Origin of the sequence: Mucilaginibacter sp. cycad4 (assembly GCF_034263275.1) — a bacterium.
In the GTDB taxonomy this organism is placed as follows: domain Bacteria; phylum Bacteroidota; class Bacteroidia; order Sphingobacteriales; family Sphingobacteriaceae; genus Mucilaginibacter.
In genome coordinates this window covers 2,713,702-2,735,834 of the sequence record NZ_CP139559.1, presented here as the reverse complement: position 1 = coordinate 2,735,834, position 22,133 = coordinate 2,713,702, and the positions used below count along the sequence as shown (strand labels likewise).

The 22,133-nt window shown below is 42.5% G+C and carries 15 protein-coding genes; 11 read left to right on the top strand and 4 right to left on the bottom strand.

The window, feature by feature from the left end:
• Positions 1–34 precede the first annotated feature (34 nt).
• Together SNE26_RS10895 and SNE26_RS10890 are read left to right on the top strand one after the other, a co-directional pair.
• A complete protein-coding gene (locus SNE26_RS10895) occupies positions 35–742 on the top strand; it encodes a DUF92 domain-containing protein (RefSeq protein WP_321559386.1) in 708 nt (235 codons plus the stop codon).
• A 33-nt stretch (positions 743–775) separates the two neighbouring features.
• Complete coding sequence (locus SNE26_RS10890) at positions 776–1,558, top strand: M90 family metallopeptidase (RefSeq protein ID WP_321559385.1); 783 nt, start codon at positions 776–778, stop codon at positions 1,556–1,558.
• On the opposite strand, the gene SNE26_RS10885 is transcribed toward SNE26_RS10890, so the two are convergent.
• Complete coding sequence (locus tag SNE26_RS10885; protein WP_321559384.1) at positions 1,559–2,368, bottom strand: MBL fold metallo-hydrolase; 810 nt, start codon at positions 2,366–2,368, stop codon at positions 1,559–1,561.
• A 112-nt stretch (positions 2,369–2,480) separates the two neighbouring features.
• Here SNE26_RS10885 and SNE26_RS10880 point away from each other — a divergent pair, with 112 nt between their 5' ends.
• A complete protein-coding gene (locus SNE26_RS10880; protein WP_321559383.1) occupies positions 2,481–3,140 on the top strand; it encodes a YceH family protein in 660 nt (219 codons plus the stop codon).
• A 121-nt stretch (positions 3,141–3,261) separates the two neighbouring features.
• Here the strand turns inward: SNE26_RS10880 and SNE26_RS10875 are convergent, their stop codons facing one another.
• The 3 genes from SNE26_RS10875 to SNE26_RS10865 form a co-directional block, all read right to left on the bottom strand.
• Positions 3,262–3,798 carry an NADPH-dependent FMN reductase gene (locus tag SNE26_RS10875; protein ID WP_321559382.1) on the bottom strand — a complete coding sequence of 179 codons (537 nt, stop codon included), beginning with the start codon at positions 3,796–3,798 and terminating at the stop codon, positions 3,262–3,264.
• A gap of 113 nt (positions 3,799–3,911) precedes the next feature.
• Entirely contained in the window at positions 3,912–5,258 is a 1,347-nt protein-coding gene (locus SNE26_RS10870) for a HAMP domain-containing sensor histidine kinase (RefSeq protein ID WP_321559381.1), read from the bottom strand.
• A complete protein-coding gene (locus SNE26_RS10865) occupies positions 5,248–6,606 on the bottom strand; it encodes a sigma-54 dependent transcriptional regulator (RefSeq protein ID WP_321559380.1) in 1,359 nt (452 codons plus the stop codon). Before SNE26_RS10865 ends, SNE26_RS10870 begins: the two co-directional genes overlap by 11 nt.
• A gap of 502 nt (positions 6,607–7,108) precedes the next feature.
• Here SNE26_RS10865 and SNE26_RS10860 point away from each other — a divergent pair.
• From SNE26_RS10860 to SNE26_RS10825, 8 genes are all read left to right on the top strand, one after another.
• Positions 7,109–8,365 (top strand): efflux RND transporter periplasmic adaptor subunit, encoded by a 1,257-nt coding sequence (locus tag SNE26_RS10860; RefSeq protein ID WP_321559379.1) that lies wholly within the window; start codon positions 7,109–7,111, stop codon positions 8,363–8,365.
• A gap of 131 nt (positions 8,366–8,496) precedes the next feature.
• Positions 8,497–9,174 carry an ABC transporter ATP-binding protein gene (locus SNE26_RS10855; protein ID WP_321559378.1) on the top strand — a complete coding sequence of 226 codons (678 nt, stop codon included), beginning with the start codon at positions 8,497–8,499 and terminating at the stop codon, positions 9,172–9,174.
• A 193-nt stretch (positions 9,175–9,367) separates the two neighbouring features.
• A complete protein-coding gene (locus SNE26_RS10850) occupies positions 9,368–9,547 on the top strand; it encodes a hypothetical protein (protein WP_321559377.1) in 180 nt (59 codons plus the stop codon).
• A gap of 123 nt (positions 9,548–9,670) precedes the next feature.
• Positions 9,671–12,037: an ABC transporter permease gene (locus SNE26_RS10845; protein ID WP_321559376.1), complete on the top strand. Its 2,367-nt coding sequence runs from the start codon at positions 9,671–9,673 to the stop codon at positions 12,035–12,037.
• 134 nt (positions 12,038–12,171) lie between these two features.
• A complete protein-coding gene (locus tag SNE26_RS10840) occupies positions 12,172–14,556 on the top strand; it encodes an ABC transporter permease (protein WP_321559375.1) in 2,385 nt (794 codons plus the stop codon).
• A 105-nt stretch (positions 14,557–14,661) separates the two neighbouring features.
• The gene (locus SNE26_RS10835; RefSeq protein WP_321559374.1) at positions 14,662–17,028 is read left to right on the top strand and encodes an FtsX-like permease family protein; all 2,367 of its coding nucleotides are present in this window, start codon (positions 14,662–14,664) and stop codon (positions 17,026–17,028) included.
• Positions 17,029–17,101: 73 nt separating this feature from the next.
• The gene (locus tag SNE26_RS10830) at positions 17,102–19,486 is read left to right on the top strand and encodes an ABC transporter permease (protein WP_321559373.1); all 2,385 of its coding nucleotides are present in this window, start codon (positions 17,102–17,104) and stop codon (positions 19,484–19,486) included.
• Positions 19,487–19,682: 196 nt separating this feature from the next.
• On the top strand, positions 19,683–22,073 hold the full coding sequence (locus SNE26_RS10825) for an ABC transporter permease (protein WP_321559372.1): 2,391 nt from the start codon (positions 19,683–19,685) through the stop codon (positions 22,071–22,073).
• Positions 22,074–22,133 lie beyond the last annotated feature (60 nt).

Here is a 22,133-nt window from a genome sequence, read left to right as displayed (position 1 = left end):
TAATTTAGCGCCACATTAATCTCTTTGGTTGGCTATGTGGTTAAGTTATGGTTTGTTGACCCTTATTTTGATAGCTGGTGTAGCATACAGTATATTGGCCAATAAGCTAACTGTTATAGCAGCATTAACCGGTGCCGCTGTTGCCATCCTGGTATTCGCAGGTGCCGGCTTTACAGGTTTAGCCATGATGACCACCTTCTTTATTTTAGGCTCGGCAGCTACCTCGGTTCAAAGCAAAGTTAAGCAGGACCTAAATGCCGCTGAAAAAGGCGGAAGGACAGCCGGGCAGGTTTTGGCCAATGCAGGTACCGCTGCCTTATGCGGAATTTTGATCATGCTTTTTCCGGTGCATACTTATACATTACAATTAATGATGGCTGCCAGTTTTGCTTCAGCTACGGCTGATACACTTTCGTCAGAACTGGGCATGGTTTATGGCAAGCGTTTCTTCAATATCATAACCCTGAAGCCGGACGTACGCGGGCTCGACGGCGTGATCAGTATGGAAGGCACTTTAATTGGTATAATGGGTTCTGTTATAATAACCGCCGTTTATGTCATAGGCATTGGGTGGACGGCAAACCTGATCTGGATAGTTGTTGCCGGCACGCTGGGAAATTTGGCTGATTCTGTGTTAGGTGCTGTATTAGAAAGAAAGGGCTTGATAAATAATAACACAGTGAATTTTTTAAATACCCTGATAGCGGCTTTGTTCATGCTGTTGTTTTACTTTATTTTATAATTAGCTTTACACCTTTACCTGTCTGCAAATAAAATGGTTCCTATCCTGGTTTTGATCGTAATTGCACTTGCGGTATTCTTTTTCCTCAATAAAAAGAAAGTGGTAAATGAAACGCCTGCTGCCGTATTGAATTATAAATCGCTTTTAGAGCAGCATATTCCTTATTACCGGCATCTCAACATTACTCAAAAACTTCTTTTTGAACAAAAGGTTGTCGCATTTTTAGCTAACATAACTATCGAGGGCGTTGGCACAACTGTGAACGATGAGGATAGGATCATGATTGCCGCAAGCGCTGTAATCCCGATATTTGGCTTCAGCGACTGGAAATACCGAAACCTTACCAACGTGATCCTTTACCCCGATACCTTTGATAATGAGTTTCAGTTTGAGGGCGAAAACCGGAGCATTTTAGGAATGGTAGGTTCAGGTTACATGAACGGACAGATGATCCTTTCGAGAGCTGCTTTAACAAAAGGTTTCAGTAAATCGGCAGGAAAAGAGAATACGGCCATTCATGAGTTTGTACACCTGCTTGATAAATCAGATGGTGCTACCGATGGTGTGCCCGAAAATCTGCTTGTTCACGAATATGTATTGCCATGGCTTAAAATGATCCACCAGGAAATTCATAAAATTGAAGCCGGGCGTTCAGATATTAACCCCTATGCTATCACTAACGAAGCTGAGTTTTTAGCTGTTGTTTCCGAATACTTTTTCCAAAAGCCTGCCGAACTAAAGCACAAACATCCGGAGCTTTATAAAATGTTAAGCACCATGTTTTCGCAGAACCTGGCCGATAATGATATCGCCTGATTAAAATCCAAGCCCCAGCTGTCCTAAAGGCTCAGTCTGAATAACTGTGCTGCTGATATAATAAACCGGTGTTTCCTGGTGCCTTGAAGCAACGATAATATTGATGCCATCTGCGCAGTTGGTAAAGAGGTCTTCTACCAGTTTCGGATCGTTGTTGTTTTTAGAAAGATGTGAGAGCAATAGATGTGTCATGTGCGGCGGTCGGTGCGTCATGAATAAACCCAGCGCCTGTTTATTTGATAAATGCCCTTTACCGCCGCGAATGCGTTGTTTTAAGTAATAAGGATAACCGCCTTTATCCAGCATGTCATCATCATAATTGGCTTCCAAAAAAGCAGCGTGGCACTGGCTAAAGTAGCGGATCAGTTGGTCGCACACTATTCCCAGGTCGGTAAACACGCCTACCTTAACATCGCGGCAGCTTACCATAAAACTATGCGGTTCGGATGCATCATGTATTTTGGGAAAGGATGTTACTTCGAGGCCGCCTATAATAACTGTTTGAAATGCGCTAAGGTGATGAACTTTAAAATGATCAACACCACTAAGGTGCATCAATGTACCGGGGGTAATATACACCGGCAACTGGTATTTTTTGGCTAATACCGGTATACCACGAATATGATCAGAATGTTCATGCGATACAAAAATGGCTTTTACCTTTTGCATGGATAAGCCCAGCCTGGCCATGCGTTTTTCAGTTTCGCGGCATGAAATGCCTACATCAACCAATATAGCCTCCTGATCGTTCCCCACGTAATAGCAATTGCCATTACTTCCCGAATTTAATGATGTAATGAATAAAGACATTGAAATGCAAAGTAAACTATTTTGGTGTTATTATTTAAATCCTAATGATTTTAGCATTCAGAAAATTAGCAATTTTTTTTGACGCTATAAAAACCTGCTTATATTTAGCCCCATGGATTCACCGCAAACTTTACCCGTACTTGACGCCGAAGAACTACGTGTACTTGGTACTTTAATGGAAAAAGCCAAAACAACGCCCGATTATTATCCTATGACCCTTAACGGACTGGTGGCGGCATGTAACCAAAAAACATCGCGCAAGCCGGTTGTTAATTATGATGATGATACCGTTATCAACGCCCTTAACTCGTTGAAAAGACGCGGGTTGACATCCACCGCTACCGGTGGTTCTATCCGTAATGTTAAATACAAACACAATTTTGCTATAGTATTCCCGGTGATACCGTCGGAGGTAGCGCTGATTTGCCTGCTGATCCTTCGTGGCCCTCAAACACCCGGTGAGCTGAATACCAACAGCGGCCGCATGTACGAGTTTGATTCCATAGAAGAGGTGCAGGAGATCCTGGATAAATTAGCCGGGGGAGAAACGCCATATATAGTACAGTTGCCAAAACGCCCGGGCCAAAAGGAAGTTCGGTACGCGCATTTATTAGGCGGAACACCTGAAATTAATGACGATGATTTTGCTGATGAACCTACCAGCCGTTCGTCGACATCGGCACTGGAGATTCGTTTGGTTAAAGCAGAACAGGAAATTGCTGAATTGAAAGAGACGGTGGGCAGGTTGATGAGGGAATTGGGGGTAGAGTGATAAAAATTATTAGTCATGTTGAATTTATTTCAGCACCTCATTTGCTAAGCCGCCTACTAATCGGGCCGTCTACCTGTGCTATGGGGTGCTGAAATAAATTCAGCATGACGTTCTGTGTTTTTTATGACGATAACGCTTCCAAAAACACCTTCATTACATCCCGCAAAGCCCTGTCAGTTTCGAGGTCTGTAATATTCCCTTCAGCATCAATTTTACTCCTGATGAAAGGAATAAGCAAAGTTGCATTATCGATCATTTTTGCCGAAAGTGCCCCAAGGGTTAACTGCAAAGCCGCATGCGCGTGACTCCCAACCGATGAAGCAGTGATCAAGGCCATCGGTTTATCAACCAGCGAACTGCTCGAAACCATCCAATCCAACATGTTCTTAAGCTGACCAGGAACCCCGAATGCATACTCTGGGGTGCAAATGACAATGCCTGATGCATTTTTCATAAAACTTCGCAGCTCTGAAACAGCTTCCGGCGGGCGCTCATGGTCAAGTCCCGGATCAAACGGTGGGATGTCAGCCAGCCTGTCGTACATAAAATAGCTTATATCAGTCGGAACCAGGCCGCCTAAAAACCTCAAAATATGGTGATTAGATGAGCCTGATCTTAAACTACCGGAAATGGCGAGAATCTTGCCTTTGTAATCCATGAAATAGATGCTGCTGAACCAAACTTACGAAGTTTTGGAAACTTCGTAAGTTTTCCGAATGTCATATAAAGGATGCTAATCAAAACTCCCCCTTCAGGGCGCCGGGGGGCGGTCTATACAAAAGATAATATAAACGCTGATCCCTTGCCTTCAGTTGATTGTACCTGGATATTGCCTTTGTGCAGCAGCATGATCTGTTTACAAAGGCTCAGCCCGATGCCACTGCCGGTTTTGCGGGTACTGAAGAATGGGATAAAAATCTTGTCGAGCAGTTCGGGAGGCATGCCTAAGCCATTATCAATTACTTTTACAAAAGTTTTGCCGCCCTGAACTTCAGCTGTAAGGGTTATGCGTGGGGCTTCACGTTCTTTTACGGCTTCAATAGCGTTAACCAGCAAATTGATCATCACCTGTTCGATGAGGTTAATATCAGCTTCAATGGCAAGTGCCGGATCTCGCAGGATGATCTCCAGCTCAATCTTCTTTTTCTCCAGGGTAGGCGTCATTAAGCTGTTGAGGTTTTCAAAGATATTGCGTACCATGATCTTGTTCAGATCAAGTTTGGTGATCTTATTGAGGCTGCGATAGCTTTCGGTAAACTTAAGCAGTCCCTCGCTGCGGCGCTTGATGGTATCGATGCCGAGCTCAATATCCTCCAGATCGCTATGGGGCAGACTTTCGGCAATATCAGGGCTTTGCAGGCGGTTTTTGAGCGTATCGGCCAGCGAGGAGATAGGGGCTACAGAATTCATGATCTCATGTGTCATTACATTAAGCAGTTTCGACCATGCTTTCGATTCCGTTTCATCCAAAGCCTCATTCACGTTTTGAAAGGCTATTAACTTGTATAATTTATCATCGCTGCGCATCAGGCTGGCGTTCACCAGGATCTTAACTTGCTGCTGGTTGCGGGTAACCGTGATGATCTTGCTGTCGCCGGGTTTGAGCTTGATAAGTTCAGCATATAATGATGGCTCACGCTTTTCGAGCGAGTGTACAGTTTTAAGATAAGGGATGCCTATAATGGTTTTAAAAGCCTCATTGATCCATCCGGTTTCGCCGGTTTCTTCCTCGTAGGATAAAATACCTGTATCAACCAGTTCAAGGATTTTTTGCAGGTAATGGTATTGGGTTTCACGTTCGCGGCTTATCAGTTTAAATGTAGTATTGATATCGTTAAAACCTTTACGCAGGGGCTTAAGCTCATTAGGGGCCTTGCGTACATCAAAATGGCGGGAAAAATCACGGTAATGGATTGATTCTACAAACTGGTTTACTTCATCCTGTGCTTTTTTCTGAAAACGGATCATATCCACCACCGAATAAGCAACAAGCGGCAGCAGGATCACGAGATACAAAAGCTGGCCAAGGTTTACGATAACAAAGGCCGTAACAGTAAGTACAATTAGTAACAAGAATACACGCAGCAGGAGCCGCCATTCGTAACGGTTAAATATCATATTTGCTTAATCTTCGGTATAAGGCGGTGCGGGTAAGGCCAAGCTCTTTGGCTGCGCGCGTAATGTTGCCGTTGTGTTTTTCAATAACCCTCAGTATGGCATTTTTCTCCAGGGCGCTTAACGGTATATTATCTGCGTCAACCACGCTTTCTGTAGATGTTTCCAATATTGAAAAGATCAGGTCGTCAGGCCTCAACGTACTATCGTCGGCCATGATCACGGCACGCTCAATAGTATATTGCAATTCGCGCACATTGCCGGGGAAGTTGTAGGATTTAAGCTTGTTGATTGCCGCCGCATCAAAATCCATTGATGGCTTAAGATATTTACTTGCGTACAATTTTGCAAAGTGGCGGGCCAATATCACGATATCTTCATTACGGCGGCGCAGCGGCGGCATATTGATCTCGACAGTATTAATACGGTAGATCAAATCCTTACGAAACTTGTTTTCGTTCGCCAGTTCACTCAATGGCACATTTGTAGCGCAGATGAGCCTGATATCCACATCAACAGGTTTATTGGTGCCCAATCGGGTTACCTGGCGGTTTTGTAAAATGGTAAGCAGCTTAGCCTGTTGCTGCAGACTGATATTGCCTATCTCATCCAAAAATAAAGTACCGCCCTGTGCTTCTTCAAAGCGGCCCATACGGTCTTCACGGGCATCGGTAAAGGCCCCTTTCTTATGGCCGAAGAGCTCGCTTTCAAACAGGGTATCTGTTAAGGCGCCTACATCTACTTTAATAAAAGGTTTATCAGCACGGAGCGAACGTTCGTGGATAGCCTTTGCCATAAGGTCTTTACCGGTACCGTTTTCTCCAAGGATCAGGATATTGGCATCGGTGGGGGCTATCTTGTTCACCTTGTAAAAAATATCCTGCATCACGTCCGATTCGCCAAGGATAGAGGTATCACCAGCTGTGCTCTTAACCGGGGTTTTGGTTGTTTTTGTTCCACCTTCTTTTTTATCCAAAAGGTCTTTTATCGTGTTTATCAGCTTTTCGTTGTGCCATGGTTTTACCACGAAGTCCTGAGCGCCCTCTTTAAGCGAACGCACAGCAAGGTCGATATCGCCGTAAGCGGTTATCATAATCACACAAACATCAGGTTTCCATTCTTTTACCTTGCGCAGCCAGTAAAGCCCCTCGTTGCCCGTGTTAATAGCGCTGTTGAAGTTCATATCAAGCAAGATCAGATCAACCTCGTTGCGTTGCAGCAGCCAGTTCAGATTTTCGGGGTTCTTTTCGGTGATGATTTCCCGGGCTTCTGTTTTTAGCAAAAGTTTAACCGCGGTAAGTACATCCGGATCGTCATCAACAATTAAAACAGTAGCTTTTTTAAGTATCATTTATTTTTGGTTAATAGTTCATAGATGAATGTTCATGGCCCTCAAAATGATGGCACATGATTATTTAAGTTCAAAATATTAATAGCATCTTTTATTAAGGATGTCAATTTAACAAAAGTTATAAATTTAAAGTAAATTGTAATCCTTTTATCGAAACTACTTTTAGCATCCTTGCCATGAACTATGAACTATATGCTATGAACAATCAGCTATGAAACAATAAATCAAAGACTCGTTAATGATACCATCTGTTACAATTTTTATGCTAAATGCCTGCTTTTTATACCTGAAATTATATAAAAGGTTCACAATGAAGTGCTAACCTGCATTTGCCTGCAACATGCTGTTAAAGCGTAAAAATACAGTGTATCAATACCGTACACCTGATGTAACAGAAGCGTACGCTTTAATACTATATTTTGTGTTTAAATGATTGAAAAACAGTATTTTAATTTGTGGCATATCTTTTTGTTATAACATTTCAAAATATTATAAAAATACAGTGGACAGAAAAATTGAGAAAAAGACCTGGAACAGCAAGAAGATACTTACCATTGCAGGTATTACAGGCATTATTTTACTAATAGGCGGCAGTATTTATCTTACATCGGGTAAAAGCAAGCTTGATGTTGATACTGAACGCTTAACTATAAGTACTATTACTAAAGGCCCTTTCCAGGAGTTTATACCGGTTAACGGCGTGGTTATGCCCCTGACTACCATATATCTTGATGCCTCAGAAGGTGGTGTTGTTGAGGAAAAATTTGTTGAGGACGGAGCCACTCTTAAAAAAGGCGACCCGATCCTGAGAATGTCCAACACCGATCTGGAACTTACCCTGGCTAACCAGGAAACAGCTGTGTATGCCGAGCAAACCCAAATGCAGATCTCTCGTAATAACGCTCAGCAAAACACCATCAGCAAACTAAATACTATGGCCGATGTGGAGAATGCTTATAAAGAAGCCGAAAGGATTTACAAGCTGGATAAACATCTTTATGACCAAAAAGCTATCGGCTTACAGGAATATCAATCTGCAAAAAATACTTATGATTACCAGGTAAACCGTTACAAATTAGCCAAACAGATCTTATCTCAGGATACCTCGCTTGTTAAACAGCAGGCTTCACAATCACAGGAGCAGTATGCACACATGAAAACCACGCTTGAGCTGATGCGCAAAAAAGTAGCGGGCTTAGTATTAAGGGCCCCTACTGATGGTCAGTTAACTTCAATGGATGCCGAAGTGGGGCAGAACAAAAATAAAGGCGAACACTTAGGGCAGATAGACGTACAATCGGGCTTCAAGGTTAGGGTTGATATCGATGAGCATTACTTATCACGCATTTACACCGGCCTGAAGGGCGATTTTCAGTTTGCCGATCAAACATATAACCTGGTTATCAAAAAGGTATATACCCAGGTTAAAACAACAGGTAGTTTCCAGGTTGATATGCAATTTGTTGGTAAGGTACCTACAGGCATCCGTAAAGGACAAACGCTGCAGGTGAGGCTGGCGTTGAGCGATCAGATGCAGGCTGTGTTAGTACCTAAAGGTGGTTTCTTCCAGCAAACAGGCGGTAACTGGATCTTTAAGGTAAGTGAAGACGGTTCAAAAGCTTATAAGGTAAACATCCAGCTTGGACGCCAGAGCCCTGATTATTTCGTGGTAACAGAAGGATTAAACCCGGGCGATAAGGTTATTACCTCAAGTTATGAAACCTATGGTGATATCCAGGAGCTTGTATTAAAAAAATAACGTAACCCGGTTGCAACGCCGGGCACTGTTTAAGCGTCATTATAATATAAACCGAACTAATTAATAAATTAAAATAAACAAAAAATCAAATCATATCGCCATAAAAGGCGGGATGAATAACGGAGGCACCAATGATAAAAATTTCTAATCTCGAGAAATTCTACCGTACTGAAGAGGTAGAGACCATCGCGTTAAACAAGCTGTCGATGGAAGTGGCTACAGGCGAGTTTGTGGCCATTATGGGTCCGTCGGGCTGTGGTAAATCAACCTTGCTTAATATTTTAGGTATGCTTGATGACCCGGATGCCGGCAGCTATGTTTTTAATGAAGTTGAAGTAGCTCATTTTAATGAGCGTAAACGCGCCGATCTGCGTAAACACAACATCGGTTTCGTGTTTCAAAGCTTTAACCTTATTGATGAGCTTACCGTATTTGAAAACGTTGAGCTGCCACTGATTTACACCGGTGTAGCTGCTTCAGAGCGTGTTAAAAGGGTAGAAGAGGTATTAGACAAAATGCAGATCATGCACCGTCGCAACCACTACCCGCAGCAGTTATCAGGTGGTCAGCAACAGCGTGTGGCTATTGCCCGTGCAGTTGTTAACAAACCAAAACTGATCCTTGCGGATGAGCCTACCGGTAACCTGGACAGCAGTAACGGTAACGATGTGATGGAACTGCTTACCGATTTGAACGAACAGGGAACTACCATTATCATGGTTACGCACTCTGAACATGATGCACGTTACAGTCACCGCATTATACGCCTGCTTGACGGACAAACCGTTATGGAAAATATCATGGTGTAGTTTGTTGAGTTAATAGTCGATGGTTCATAGTTCATGGTAAAAAGGACTTTTGACTTAAAACTCAAGACTCTGGACTTAGACCAACGCCCCCGAAATCAGTTTATAGATAAGTTAATAATTGCCTCTGCTGCCCTTCTCTGCATTTGTAGAGAAGGGTGTGTTAGAGAGTTTTTGTTATTTAACAGCTATTCCTATGTTTAAAAACTACCTGAAAACCGCATGGCGAAACTTAGTTAACAGAAAGTTTTACAGTGCTTTAAACATTGTTGGCCTTGCCATTGGCGCAGCTGTTATTATAGCTTTTGTTACCATCAGTTTCCAGGCAGTGAAAGCCGCGCTGGCTAACCCGGTGAAGAGTTTGCGTTCTGAATAACAAGGTCATTGAGTCATTTGCTTTACGCCATTAAATTATTTTTAATAATGGCCTAACACAGCGTAACAAACAGGCAATGATATAATGACCCAATGACATAGTGATTAATAAAAGGAGGGGTTCATGTTAAAGAGTTATGTAGTTATCGCTTTCAGGAATATCCGTCGTAACCTGGGTTACGCCTTCCTGAACATTTTCGGACTTACACTGGGTGTGGCAGCCTGCCTGGTAATTTTCCTGGTTGTCAGAAATGAGCTTGGTTATGACAGTTATAACAGTAAGGCTGATCGCACTTATCGCGTGACCCTGCACGCACTTGATTTTAACTCCAATGTATCCATGGCTGTTATTCCTGCCATGCGCATCGATTTCCCTGAACTGGAGCAAACTACGCAGGTTTTTTACCAGGGGGATGCTATGATCAAGATAGGAGAGAACCGCTATAGTGAACACAACGTTGCCTTTGGCGATAACCAGATTGACAAAGTTTTTGATTATCAATGGCTCGCCGGCGATCCTAATACAGCTCTTAAAGAGCCTAATAGTGTGGTGCTCACCGAAAGTATTGCCAAAAAATATTTTGGAAAGGCAGATGCTATGGGGAAGCTGATTAATTTTGAAAATCAACTCGATGTAAAAGTAACGGGTATTATTAAAGATCTGCCTGCAAATACAAGTTTGCCCTTTTCATTCCTGATCTCATTAACCAGTATCGAAAAAAATTTAAAAGGGGCAATGGGCAACTTTTGGGCTATTATGGGTGGCAGTTATGCTTACATCGTTTTGCCCAAAGGCTATTCTGTCCATCAATTGAATAGCAAGATGCCGGCTTTTATTAAAAAGAACTGGGGCGCTGATATTGCAAAGGCCGCCGTTTTACCATTTCAACCTTTAAAGGACATCCACTTTGATCAGCGTTACATCAATAACATTATTACACCAACTTCAAAGGATACCTATTATGCGTTAATTGGCGTGGCTTTGCTTATTATCATTACCGCCTGCATCAATTTTATTAACCTTGCAACTGCCCAGGCCATCAAGCGTGCAAAAGAGGTTGGTATGCGTAAGGTGCTTGGTGCAAGCCGCCAGCAATTGATAAAACAGTTTTTGGGCGAAACCACAGTGCTGGTTTTATTTTCGGTAGTATTGGGCGTTGGCTTGTGCGCGTTGTTCCTGTCTGAAGCAGGTGCATGGATGTCCATTAATATTGATGCTTCACAATTGCTGCAACCAACGGTAATGGGTTGGATAGGTGCAATCACTTTAGTAGTGATCCTGCTTGCCGGTTTATACCCATCATTTGTACAATCGGCATTTCAACCGGTTGACAGCTTTAAAAATAAAAGCTCGGGCGGCAGCGGAAAACTGACATTGCGTAAAGGGTTGGTAATAGGACAGTTTGCCATTTCGCAGATTATGATTATAGGCACGCTGATCGTTGCCCGGCAAATGGATTTTTTTAAAAACCAAGACCTGGGTTTTGATAAGGATGCCGTGGTATCGGTAGGCTTGCCGGATATGAAAAAGCGGGAGGTATTGAGCCAGCGGCTGGCCGCCTATCCGGGTGTTAAAGAAATCAGCTTTTCATCAGGTGCCCCGGGTTTTAACAGCAACTTTACCAGCTTTTCATCGGCCGAACTGGGGCTTACGAAAGATGATGTTACCGAATTCAAAGCGATAGACGAAAAATTTACCGATATGTTCAGGCTGCAAATGCTGGCCGGACAAAAGATCTGGAAAAAGAATGAAAAGGACACTGTTCATAAAGTAGTCATTAATGAAACGATGATGCAGAAATTGGGTATTCAAAATCCCCAGTTAGCTTTAAACAAGCATGTAACATTAAATGGCGATCAAAAATCAACCATTGTTGGTGTTGTAAAAGATTTTCAGAGCGAATCAAAACATAAAAAGCGCCGCTCATGCGTACTGGAATATAATCCGGACAGGTTTTTTATGGCGAGCATAAAAATACAGCCTGCCAACATGAGCCAGACTATTAGTTATATCAACAAGCAGTGGTCTGCTCTTTATCCCGATAATGTTTTTCAGTTTCAGTTTGTTGATGAGCATATAGCCAATTTTTACAGGCAGGAGCAAAAGGTATATGTGGCGTTTCAGCTTTTCTCCTATATCGCCATATTTATAGGTTGTTTAGGCTTGTACGGTTTAATTGCCTTCGCTGCATCCCAACGTACAAAAGAGGTTGGCATTCGTAAAGTATTAGGCGCACCGGTGTCAAGCATTGTGGCGCTCTTCACTAAGGAATTTATTTACCTGATAGCTATAGCTTTTGTAGTAGCGGCTCCCCTTGGTTATTACCTAATGCACAATTGGCTGCAAAATTTTGCATACCATATTAACATCGGCCCGGGAATATTTATAGTTGCCATTGCATCCTCATTTATTATAGCAGCTGTAACGATATCGTACCAGGCTATTAAAGCGGCCACTATAAACCCGGTTAAGAGTTTGAGGGACGAATGACGAATTTCATTGAGCCATTTTGCTTTGCATCAAAGCCATTAATTGCAAAGCGTATTCATGACTTAATGATGTAAAAGTATACAGGCCACCAATGACCTAATGACACGAAGTAAAATGATTTAATGAAATAAACCATGATAAAAAACTATATTAAAATTGCATTCAGGAACCTTTGGCGGCATAAGGGTTTCTCGCTCATTAACATTATTGGGCTGGCTGTTGGGATGACGGCTGCCTTCCTGATCTTTATGTACGTAAAGTTTGAGCTGAGCTATGACAATTTTAATGAAAAGTCCGGCCAGATCTATCGTGTAGTATCTGATATTAAAACACCTACCGAAACCTTAAACTGGAGTTCATCAATAGCGCCCATCGGTCCGGCTTTGCAGCAGGATTATCCGGAGATTAAAGCCAATACCCGAATTTTTGGTGCCGGGTTCCTGGTTCAGCGTGGTGATTTAAAAATCCAGGAGAATAACGCGCTATTTGCCGAACCGTCGTTATTTAAAATGTTTACTTTCCCGGTGCTTAAGGGTGACGTAGATAAAGCTTTTTCTCTTCCGAACACAATTGTACTCACAGAAAAAGCGGCAAAAAAATATTTTGGTGCCGAAAACCCCATAGGGCAGTCATTGATCCTTGACGGAAAGAACCCGGCTTCGGTGGTGGCTGTGGTAAAAGATGTACCATCAAATTCGCATTTTAAATTTGAGATGCTGGTATCTATTGCCACTATAGCTAAACAAAGTAAAGACAGGTTAACCCAATGGGGCAACTTTGGCAATTTTACCTATATCTTATTGCCAAAGGGGTATGATGCCAATAAATTGCAGTCGCGTATGAAGGCATTTGTAAACAGGCATTATACCGAAGCTGATAAAAAGCAGGGAATGGATTATGCCTTCTTTTTGGAGCCACTGAAGGATGTTTACATGGTATCAAAACGTGGCGCACCCGAATCGGGCAACCTGTACAATGTGCGCATCTTTTCTATTATAGCTGTATTTATATTATTGATAGCCTGTATTAATTTCATAAACCTTACTACCGCCCGGGCTACCGAAAGAGCTAAAGAAGTAGGTATCCGCAAGGTGATCGGGGCCATGAAGCAGCAGCTTACCATCCAGTTTCTGAGTGAATCGGTTATTATATGTTTAATCTCCTTCCTATTTTCGGCCCTGTTCAGCTTTTTGCTGTTGTCGTTGTTTAATCAATTGGCGGGTAAAGTGATCAGCGATAGCATATTCCATAATGGTTATTTGTTCCAGCTGTTTTTGATAGCCTGCTTTATTGGTTTATGTGCCGGTTTGTATCCAGCCCTGGTGTTGTCAAACTTTAAACCTGTTACCATATTAAAAGGGAGATTTAGTAAATCAACCAAAGGGATTTTATTGCGCAAGGGTTTGGTGGTTACACAATTTACCATATCCATAGTGCTTATCATCGGCACTATAGTAGTTTATAACCAGTTGAGCTTTATGCGTAACCAATCGCTGGGGTTCCGGAAAAACCAGATGCTCACCATTGATTTCAGTGGGGATTCGGCTATCCAAAGCAGGCAGGATATTATTAAAAACGAGTTGAAGAAAATCCCGAACGTTTTAGGCGCTACGGCCTCTGGCGCTATCCCAGGTTTCGGCAACAGTGTGGCCTATTCCGAAATTCAGAACCAGGCTGGCGCCATGCAGCAAATGAATATGAATATGTACGATATTGATTACGATTTCATTCCGCAATTTGAGATGAAACTGGCTGCTGGTCGCGTGTTTTCAAAAGCCTTTGGTACTGATACCACCAAGGCTATAGTTATAAACGAAGCCACTGCCAAAAGCCTCGGTTATCGCAACCCTGCCGATGCCGTAGGCAGGAACTACTCGCAATGGGGGCGTACAGGTAAGATCATCGGGGTATTAAAAGATTTTCACTTTCAATCACTGCAGGAAACAGTTAAGCCGTTGAACATGCGTATCAATACCCGTGGTACAGGTGCTTTTACCTTGAAAATAGGAGCTAAGAATATACCTGCAACTATTTCGGCTATTCAAAGCAGATGGAAAGCTTTGGCACCCGAAAGGCCTTTTAATTACGTATTTGTTGACGAAACATTTAATAAACAATATGCATCCGAAGTAACTTTTGGCAACCTGTTCCTCAACTTTGCGGTGCTGGCTATATTTATCTCGTGTCTTGGGTTGCTTGGTTTGGCATCATACAGCACCATCCAACGCACCCGCGAAATCGGCATCCGCAAAGTGCTGGGCGCATCGGTATCGGGTATTGTCAATATGTTATCCCAGGAGTTTTTGATATTAGTGCTTATCTCATCATTAATAGCATTTCCGGTAGCCTGGTTAACTATGCACAGCTGGCTTCAGGATTTTGCTTATCGTATAAGCATCAGCTGGTGGATCTTCGTATTTGCCGGTGTATTGGCGCTGGTTATAGCCTTTACAACAGTAAGTTTCCAGGCCATTAAAGCGGCTTTAACTAACCCGGTGAAGAGTTTACGATCTGAATAATTATCATTAGTCATTGGTTGCGCTCCATTAAGTCATTTTGAATGGCTAATTGCGCAAGCAACAGGCAATGACTTAATGACCAAATGACTTAATGAAATAAAACATATGTTTAAGAACTATTTAAAAATAGCTTGGCGGAGTTTGATTAATAACAAACTTTATTCGGCCATCAACATTGGAGGTTTGGGTGTAGGCATGGCGGTGAGCTTTATGTTGCTGTTATATGTTTATAATGAATTTACTTATGATGGGTTTCATGAAAATAAAGACAGGCTATATAAGGTAATGCGCAACCAGCCTTCAAATGGTGAGATAAACACGGGGGACGCCACACCCGTGCAGGTTGCTGCCGCGCTGCAAAAAGATTACCCGGAGGTTGAGTATGCTGCCCGTGCAAACTGGTCATACGATCAACTGTTTAATTACAACAATAAACCGTTAAAAGTTAATACCATTGCGGCCGATGAGTCATTTCTGAACATGTTTACGCTTGATTTTGTAAAGGGCAGCAAAAAAGACGCTTTCAGGGATATGTCGTCAGTTATCATGTCCGAATCGGCAGTAAAGGCTGTTTTCGGCGATGTCGATCCTATAGGTAAAACCGTTAAGTTAAATGGTTCGCGGCTGGTAAAAGTGAGTGCTGTTTACAAAGATCTGCCCCGAAATTCTACGTTCAGGTTTAACGCGCTCATTTCATGGAAACTTTATGAAGCTGATAATGGCTGGGTGAAAACATCGGGCTGGGGTAATTATTCGTTCAAAACTTATGTTATGCTTAAGCCGGGTGCCAATGTTGATAAGCTTAATCTGGAAATCAAAAAATTAATTGGCCGCTATGACGATCATAATAAAGAAAATCAGTTGTTCTTGTTTCCATTTGTTAAATGGCACCTGCACAGCGAGTTTAAAAATGGAGTGAATACAGGTGGCGCAATCGAATACGTGCGTTTATTCCTGTTCCTTGCAATAGGTATTTTGCTTATTGCCTGTATCAACTTTATGAACCTTTCTACCGCACGGTCTGAGCGCCGCTCCCGGGAGGTTGGGATCCGCAAAGTTGTAGGGGCGCGGAGAATAGCCATTGTCCAGCAGTTTTTAGGCGAGTCAATCCTCACCGCTATAATTTCGCTTATTGTTGCACTGGTAATAATGGCATCAACGCTTGGCTATTTCAACGAAATCATACATAAGCAACTACTAATTCCTTATAGCAATGCATGGGCATGGGGGGCTGCAATATTAGTTACCCTTGTAACAGGTTTATTGGCAGGTAGTTACCCGGCTTTGTTCTTGTCGTCGTTTAAACCGGTAAAAGTTTTAAAGGGCGCCAACAAAACGGGTAGAAAAACGCTGCACTCAAGACAGATATTGGTTATTGTACAATTTGTATTTGCTACATGTCTTATACTTTCAAGTATCCTGATTTATAAACAGATTAACTACATTAAAGACCGCCCGGTAGGTTATTCACAAAATGGACTTATCGAGATCTCATTAGATGGCAATTTATATAAAGAGTATGAAAACTTCAGAACGGATATAATTAACGCGGGGGCCGCTGTTGATGCTGCAGAAACATCAGGCAGTATAGCCAGTAATGGCAGCAGCAGTTGGGGCATCAACTGGCCCGGACAACTACCTGGCGAGGATAAAATACCTATCGACCAAATTGTTACTTCATTTCATTTTATTTCAACCTATAAGCTTGAATTAATAAAAGGGCGTGATTATATACCAGGCCGCATGGCCGACACATTGTCGCTCATTATGAACGAATCGGCTGTTAAACTAATGCGCTTAAAAGATCCGCTTGGGCAGATAGTGAAATGGCAGGGGCGCAATTGTACCGTGGTTGGTATTGTTAAAGATTTTGTTTGGGGATCGCCATATGAACCTGTGAAGCCCGCCATTATTGGTTTTGATAAAGGTTGGGCAGGTCAGCTTGGTATTCGTTTAAACCCGAAAGCTCCGATATCAAAGAGCCTTGCTACAATTGGCAACATTTATAAAAAATATAACCCTGAATATCCATTTGAATACAAGTTTGTTGACGAAAACTTTAGCGGCAAATTTGAGAATGAAAAGCTGCTGGGTACATTGTCGAGTTCGTTTACGGTGTTGGCCATTATCATATCCTGCCTCGGCTTGTTTGGTTTAGCTTCGTTCTCGGCCGAGCAGCGTAAAAAGGAGATCAGTATCCGTAAAGTATTAGGCGCAAGCATCAGTAGTTTATGGTTCAACCTGTCGAAAGAGTTTTTAGTACTTGTGGTTATTTCCTTTGTTATCGGTTCGGCCCTGAGCTGGTACAACATGAGCAAATGGCTGCAGCATTATACCTACCGTACAGATATAAGCGCCTGGGTATTTATTGCCACTATTGGGATCAGTATGGTAGTTTGCCTGCTTACGGTAAGCTGGCAGGCTATTAAGGCAGCTTTGAGTAATCCTGTTAAGAGCTTAAAAAATGAATAAATCCGTCATTAGGTCACTAAGTCATTGAACGCTGACTAATGACGTAGTGACCGGTGACTTAATAATATAAGCCATGATAAGAAACTATCTGAAAACCGCCTGGCGTAATATTGTAAGCAATAAGTTTTACACCGCCATTAATGTAATAGGCTTAACCTTTGGCCTGGTGATTGGTTTGTTTATGCTGCTTTGGGTGCAGGATGAGTTAAGCTTTGATGCCTTTAACAAAAAGGGGAAAGATATTTACCGCATCGGAATTGTTGGCGGAACGGAAGCCAGCAAGCAGATCTTTACTTATATTATTGCACCGGTATCAACTTTTGCAAAAAATGAAGTGCCGGAGGTAAAGGATGGGGTGCGGATCATGAACATTGGTAACCCGTCATTCAGGTATAAAGATAAAATCTTTAACGAGGAGCGTATTGCTTTTACCGATGCCTCATACTTTTCGGTTTTTGATTTTCCAATTATACAGGGAGATCGTAAAAATCCATTTCCGGATAATAACTCTATGGTGATAACTGAAAAAATTGCTAAAAAATATTTTGGCAATGAAAACCCGATAGGGAAAACCATCCTCGTAGGCAAAACAGATAATTTTAAAGTTACCGGTGTTGTTGCCGATTATCCGGCAAATTCAAGCATTACCTGTAATGTATTATTGCCAATGAGCAGGTTTAACCACGATGCTTACATAAAAGACAGCCGGAGTTATAATGGTACCGCCCGGATTTCATCTATGGATGCAGACTGGATCAACTTCGGTTTTGAAACTTACCTGCTGCTAAAACCCGGTACTGATATTCACAGGCTTGAAAAGAAACTGCAGGCCATCCATGAGCGCAACAAGCCCGACGATGCTCCTGTACCTTACCTGGCGCAGCCGTTATTGAACATGCATTTGTATAAAGCGGATGGGGGCGATGGCGGCATTTCTACCGTACGCACATTTGCCATCGTAGCTGTTTTGATATTGGTAATAGCCTGCATCAACTATGTAAACCTTTCAACAGCCCGTTCAATGCTGAGAGCTAAGGAGGTAAGCATGAGGAAGATCATTGGGGCGGGTAAATTACAGCTGTTTTTACAATTTATGATTGAAACAACGGTAATGTTCCTGATAGCAACCATATTGGCCGTTGGGTTAATGTATGTACTGATGCCCGTTTATAATGATTTCTCGGGCAAGCAACTACAGCTGTCTATTGGTAATTACCAGGTTTGGGTTTATATCGCCTTAACATTAGTAGCTACGCTGGCGGCTTCAAGTATTTATCCGGCCTTGCTGCTTTCGTCGTTTGAGCCTTTAAAAGCCCTTAAAGGCAGGGTAACAGCGGGTATTGGCAATGCCTCTTTCAGAAGGGTACTTGTGGTATTACAGTTCACCGTATCTATGGTGCTTATTATAGGCACGCTGATTATTGGTAAGCAATTAAGTTTTATCCGCAACCGTGATCTTGGTTATAACAAGGAAAACGTGCTTTCATTTATGATGCAGGGCATGCAGGCGCACTATGATGCTGCTAAGGCCGAGTTATTAAAACAGCCGGGTGTAACAGCTGTAACCCGCGGCAGCAGCAATATTGTGGATTACAACGGCTGGACAGGCGATAACGACTGGGATGGCAAACCCGCCAAATCAAACCTGTTTTTCCACCCGATTGCTGTTGATAAGGATTTCACCAGTTTCTTTAAGATCAAACTTAAAGAGGGGGCACTATTTACCGGGGCGGTTGCCGATTCAACTCATTTTATTGTTAATGAGGCGGCTGTTGCTGCTATGGGAATGAAAGATCCCATCGGCAAAAGTCTTAGGATCCAGAAAACCAAGGGCATCATCATTGGTGTGGTGAAGGATTTTAATTATACCACGGTTCGTAAAAAGATTGAGCCCGCAGTATTGACATACCAACCGCAAAACTGCTACCGCATTTTCATTAAAACAACCGGCGGTGAGGCTCAGAAAGCTATTATTGCCACTCAAAACACCTGGAAGCAATATAATAGTGATACGCCGCTGTCATATTCTTTTTTAGATGAAAACTTCAGCCAGCTTTATAAAACGGAGGAGCGCACAGGTTCATTATTCAATGTATTTTCGGCATTGGCTATTGTGATCTCTTGCCTTGGCCTGTTCGGATTGGCCACTTATTCGGCACAGGTTAAAACACGTGAGATCGGTATTCGAAAAGTGCTTGGTTCAAGCATTGGCGGCATCATCCGCTTATTGGCCAGTGAGTTTGTACTGCTGATCATCATCTCCATATTGATTGCAGTACCTGTTGCCTGGTACTCGATGAGCAAGTGGCTGCAGGATTTTGCTTATAAAATAGACATGACCGTTTGGGTATTCCTATTGGCCGGCGGCGGTGCAACGCTGATCGCTTTGGCTACCATCAGCATCCAGTCGATAAAGGCAGCTTTGGCAAACCCGGTGAAGAGTTTGCGTTCAGAATAAGTGATTGGAGGTTGGGGATTGGAGATTAGTTTTGATATTCCAATCTCCAATCACGAAAATAATGTTCATATCCGCACTACTGGTGTTTCATTATCGTACGGTTTTAAATTGATGTTTTATATATAAGTATCTGATTTTTAATTTGTTGAATGTTTGGTACGCGTTTTAATATTTTAGTGGTATAAACCATTTACCGATGTTGCGTAACTACATTAAAATAGGCTGGAGAAACCTCCTTAAACATAAAGTATTTTCATTTATAAATATTTTAGGGCTGGCTGTTGGCGTTGCCGCCTTTTGGCTCATCGCCTTATATGTTATCGATGAATGGAGCTATGACCGATACAATGAAAAGGCCGACAGGATTTTCCGGGTTGTACAACACGGGGCATGGAACGGCGGCAAGTTTAACCTTGCAGTTACATCGGCCCCATACGCCCCCGCTTTAAAAAATGACTATCCCGAAGTGGAAGATGCTATCCGCATAGATGCCGAAGGGGGTGGTAAAATAAGCTATGGTGAAAAACAGATCAACGAAGGCGCCATGCTTTTTACCGATAAGGGCTTCTTTAATATCTTTACTCATCACTTTTTATCCGGCGATGCTGCATCTGCCTTAAGCAAACCTAACAGCATTGTACTTACCAAAACACTGGCCGAAAAACTATTTGGCAACGCTGCCGATGCTTTGGATAAAACGGTGCTTGTCGAAAATAATCCCAATAATGTTACTGCAGTAATGGATGATGTGCCGGTAAGTTCGCAGTTCAGTTTTCAGGCCCTGCGCTCTTTTCCTGATAGCTATACTGATAAATGGGGCAATGCTGGTATTTATACCTACTTACTGCTCAAAAATCCGGACGATTATAAAAAGATAGAGGCAGGTTCGGACGCTTTCTTCAATAAATATATAAAAGGCGCGCTTGGCCCCATGCAATTTACTATGGAACTGCAGCCGCTTACTTCAATTCACCTGCATTCAAACCTTGATTATGAGCTTGGGAGCGTTGGTAACATTACCTATATCTATGTGTTTGGTGTAGTGGCCCTGCTAATCCTGGCAATCGCGGTTATCAATTACGTAAACCTGACCACCGCGCGTTCATCAGTAAGGATCAGAGAGATTGGCGTACGCAAGGTGATCGGTTCAAGCAAAAAACAATTAATAACTATGTTCTTTGCTGAATCGGTATTGCTTACCGGCGTTGCTACCCTGGTGGCTGCGGTGATGGTACAGTTTTTACTGCCTTATTTTAACCAGCTATCAGGCAAAAGTTTGATCCTATTTCAATTCGGCATTAGTAAAACGGTTATTGTATTTACACTGTTTGCTTTTATTACGGGTATTTTGAGTGGTTTATACCCGGCCTTGTTCCTTTCGGGTTTTCAAACAATCACTGCTATGAAAGGGCAAATGGGCAGCCAGGCTGCTACTTTAATTTTCAGGAAATCATTGGTGGTGTTTCAGTTTGTGATTACCATTGTGATGATAGCCGGGTCCTGCATTATTTACCGGCAGCTGCATTATGTAATGAACAAGGATCTCGGCTTTAACAAGGCGCAAACGCTTACTTTTCATATTCATGATAAATCGGCCCGTACTAAAATAGCAGCTATTAAAAATCAGCTGTTACAAAATCCTGCTGTTGAGGCTGTGGGTATAGCCGGTAACCCGATAGGCAATAACGATATTGGTACAGTGAAATTTAACATCGGCGCTGATGGTAAAAATAACGCTGATTCAAAGGTGGTGGAAAGCCTGGTTGTTGATGAAGATTTTATACCGGCTTTACAGATCAGGTTGGCTAAAGGACGGAATTTTTCAGCCGCAATGGCGACTGATCAGAAAGAATCCATCATCGTAAATCAAACGCTTGTGAATGAAATGGGATGGAAAGATGCCGTCGGAAAATCGGTGCGTACCGGAATTGATGAAAACGGTAATGTAATTACACAAAAGATCATCGGGGTGGTTAAGGATTTCAATACCTATTCGCTGCAGCATAAAGTATCGCCAATGGTACTGCACCTGCCGGCTACTGCTAATGATGAGGATAATATGTATGTACGCATAGGCAAAAATAACATCCCGGCCACGCTTAATTATATCAGTAATGTGTACGGCAGGTTTGATATTGAAAACAAGGCAGAGTTTCATTTTCTTGATCAGAATTTTGCCAAACAATATCAGTCAGAGCAAAAGCAGGGCAGTATCCTGTTCATATTCACTGTGTTGGCCGTTAGTATTGCCTGTCTTGGGCTTTTCGGCCTTGTAACCTTTACTGCCGAACAAAGGGTAAAAGAAATTGGCATCAGGAAAGTTTTGGGCGCAAGTGTAACCTCCATAGTTACCCTGTTGTCAAAAGATTTGATGAAGCTGGTGGTGATAGCCACATTAATTGCTTCGCCGCTGGCATGGTATGGCATGAGCAAATGGTTACAAAGTTTCGCTTACCGGGTAGATATTAACTGGTGGATCTTCGCAGTAGCGGGCATCCTGGCAGTGATCGTTGCTTTTGTAACAGTGAGTGTACAATCGGTAAGGGCGGCGAATGCTAACCCGGCAAAAAGCCTTAAAAACGAATAGTCATTATGTCATTTGCTTCGCGTCATCAGGCCATTAAATGATTTGATAAGCTGAGAAAAT